Annotated in this window: 2 protein-coding genes; both read left to right on the forward strand. The window is 44.5% G+C overall.

What is annotated here, in order from left to right; genetic code table 11:
• Window positions 1-608: 608 nt before the first annotated feature.
• Window positions 609-1,346 (forward strand): replication-relaxation family protein, encoded by a 738-nt coding sequence (locus FE296_RS00440; RefSeq protein ID WP_150363994.1) that lies wholly within the window; start codon window positions 609-611, stop codon window positions 1,344-1,346.
• 4 nt (window positions 1,347-1,350) lie between these two features.
• On the forward strand, window positions 1,351-3,498 hold a 2,148-nt coding region (locus FE296_RS00445; RefSeq protein WP_150363995.1), incomplete at its 3' end, for a TraM recognition domain-containing protein.

Here is a 3,498-nt window from a genome sequence, read left to right on the forward strand (position 1 = left end):
AGATTAAGTTCAAGAGATGAAAGAGAAAGAGTTACAGGTGAGGTTATGAGTTAGTGTGGAGGTAGGAGTTAAGTTAGATCGGAGTATTGATGTGACTGTGTGGTTTGAGTTACTTTAGTGCGGATCGTGGAGATACTTTGTGCTGATATTGGATATGTTTGTGGTGGGTGTTACCTAGTGCATTGAGTGCGAGCGGGTAGAGAATTGGTTAGAGATTGCTTGCGACAGGTCGTCGCTGAGCATTGATGTTGATTTGCTGCGAAGGGACATTGATACTTGTTGATAATTTATAGTCTTAGTTACGTTTTTAGTTACACTTTTTTATGTGGTGTATCTGCGAAAGTGTTGAAGCATGTGTTGTGGTTTTGGTGAGTGACAGGAAATGTGCTTTAGATTAGAAGGTGGTCGGTAAGTATGCTGATTTAGGAAGACGTATCTACGCGACTTTTTTTCATTGATATACTGCGACTAACACTTTGTAATAATGATGCACAATTTGTGATCTTAGTTACGTTGCTAGTTACTGTTCAGAAACGTTTACGAATGATATCCGAAATTTGGTATAGTTAGAAGGAGAGTGATTTAGTCAACGAACGGGGGGCGCTTTTTTGATTAGCAAATACACGGATTTTAAAGCGAAGGACTTGGAGATTCTACGCTTTATTCTGAAACATGGAATCGTTACATCAAAGCAAATCCAGACCCACATTAATGAAGATGGTATTCATAATGTTTATCGTAGATTGCGAAAGTTGGAGAATGCAGGAATGATCTGGAAGAAGAAACTTGCGCTCACATTGAACGTTTATTTTCCAAAGCGCGATGCCAGGGATTTTTTAGACTATCCGGTTACTGTTGCAAACGATACAACTATGTATACTGCGCAGCATGATTTGATTATCAACGATCTGATCTTGCATTTGAAGGCGCAGCTGAAGAACGAAACATTTGACTACAAAACGGAACGGGAATATCGCTTTGAATTGCTGGAAGATCGAGGTAAGGCGGATATGCTCAAAAAGTGGAATGAGATCCGCGAAACGTTGCCCGATTTTGTCATTCTGCTGACGAATCATACGATAGCTGTTGAAGCCGAACTGAATACGAAAGCTGTATCTAGGCTGCAAAAAAAGATTGATCTTTATGCGAGAGAGATACGGGAGGGGAAATATACTGATGTTTGGTATTTTGTCCCTAACGGCACGGTGGGAAATGCTATCGAACGTGCGAAGGTTCTAGTGGCAAAAGAATGGGCAAACAAAGCCAGACCTGCGGAAACCGAAGCTGGCGTGAATGTATTCCGGCAAATCAGCGTGAAATCCCTACCGGAAGAGGTAAGGGGATGAACATGTGCAGCGAAGTGCTGACGACGATCAACTACTACAAGGCAGAGGAACTGATGAAGAAGCCAAGACGGTAGGACAGATAGCAATTGCTGTGATCGGGCTTGTGGCTGCGTGCTTTACTTTATTCGCTCTTATAGCGGCGGCATTGATTTATGTGGGGGCAGTGTTTGGAATCAAGAAAAAATGGGTTTTGTACACGCTCCTACCAATGGCTGCATTCGGGTTACTGATTATACACGGGGCTCACGAATGGATGGCTCTATTAGGTTTCATGTCCTGGCTTCAGATCCCGTATGTTACTCCATTGGCAGAAGAATACTTGAATCGAAACCAACCTTTTCCGATCAATGCTTTTAGCTATTTAGGGACGTTATCCCTGGGAATCCTGATGGCAAATGCGGCGCATCCGTTTATCGAATACTACCGCAGTAAAATCATCAAGTCGAAACATGATGGACTCCGAAAGCGGAAAAAGGAACGCGACTATCGACAATTCCGACTAAACAGGGAAAAGTACTTGAATAAAAAACAACTTCAGTTCCGGAGATCTAACTCGTCCGAAAACTTTATTGGATATGACGAATTTCAGGAACGAGTGGCTTTGAAAGCACATGAGCCGAACCAGCATATCTTGGCTGTTGCCACAACCGGTGGCGGTAAGACCGTCTTGATCGGAACAAACGTGGAAAACGCATTGCGTCAAAACAAGCCCATCATTTTTATGGATGGGAAGGGTGAGCTTAAATCGATGCTTGAATTCAAGGAAATGTGCGAGAAACACGGACGTACCGTCCATATGTTCACCGATATAGACGAATTATCATTTAACTTTCTGCGGCATGGATCTCCAACGCAACTGCGCGATAAGGTCATGAACCTGTTTGAATGGTCCGAACCATTTTATAAAACGAACTGTTCCAGGTTTCTGCAGCTCGTTTTTCGGATGCTTCGAGACTTTGACCAGCCGATAGAACTTGCAACGGTATACGATTTTACAGCCAAATCGAAGGTTGCGCGATTTCTCGCTGAACAGACTGAACGTGCGAAGGTGATGATTGAGGTTCCCAAGCCGGCTAAATTTATTCTGGATCAAGAACTGCCGCCGGAAGAACCACAGCCAGAACCGGCACCCATTGAGCTGACCAGTGAAGAACTCACGAAAGTGTTGAATGAAGAATATTCATCAATGGAACCGCCAGAGGAACCGGAGCCAACGCCAGAACCACCCGTTGAACTCACCAGTGAAGAACTTGCGAAACTGTTAGACGGTGAACCTTCAGTCGCAGTAGAGCCGGAACCTGATTCTGCCGCGTCCCTTTTCGGGCTTCAGGAAATGAACGAATTGTTCGTTTCCGTTGAACCAGAACCAGTGCAATTATCGGTGGCAGCAGGACCTCTAGAGGAAGAAGCTAAGGAGCTTCCAGCAGATGCTATGTCTAAAGAGCCTATAAAAGTAGATCCGGAAGAGGAAAGAGCTCCGGTGAAAGCAAGCATGTTGTTTGAAGGGCTTGACCATGGCGAGGATGAGGAACTGAGTGAACCCGAGGTGCGGTATCAGGTTGAATGGGACGAGGAAATGAGAGCCAAAATCCAATATTACCGGGAGCGTTTTTTTGGATTAGAAGAAGAGGATGACGAGGATGAACCATCAGGAATCAATTTTGGCGCACTCACGAGTTTGCGTAATCAACTGGCCGAACTCATTGAATCGGATCTTGGACATTTATTTGTTGAAATAGAAGATGGTATCGACCTTAAAACGATCACAGATAACAATGAAGTTGCGATATTCTCCATATCCGGAAACAAGTATAAGGATTATATCAAGACCCTTGGCCGTGTCGTGATAATGGAAGTGAATACTTTGGTAGACTACCGTCAAAAAGAGGGCAAGAAGTCTATCATGTCGGTCTACGACGAATTTTCGGCTTACGTCAGCCATGAAGTGGTGGACGTTATTAATAAGAGCCGGTCTGCTGGTTTCGAGTGTCTGTTGTCCGTACAGGGCTTGTCAGATATTGATGCTGTTGATCCTGTGCTTTCCCGGCAGATCATTAACAACTGCAATACCTACATGATTGGGCGGGTCAACGATCCTGCAGTTGCAGAGGTACTCGCGGCGGCATGCGGTACTTATGAAGACGCAGACATT

Source organism: Paenibacillus sp. UASWS1643 (assembly GCF_008693195.1).
In the GTDB taxonomy this organism is placed as follows: domain Bacteria; phylum Bacillota; class Bacilli; order Paenibacillales; family Paenibacillaceae; genus Paenibacillus; species Paenibacillus amylolyticus_B.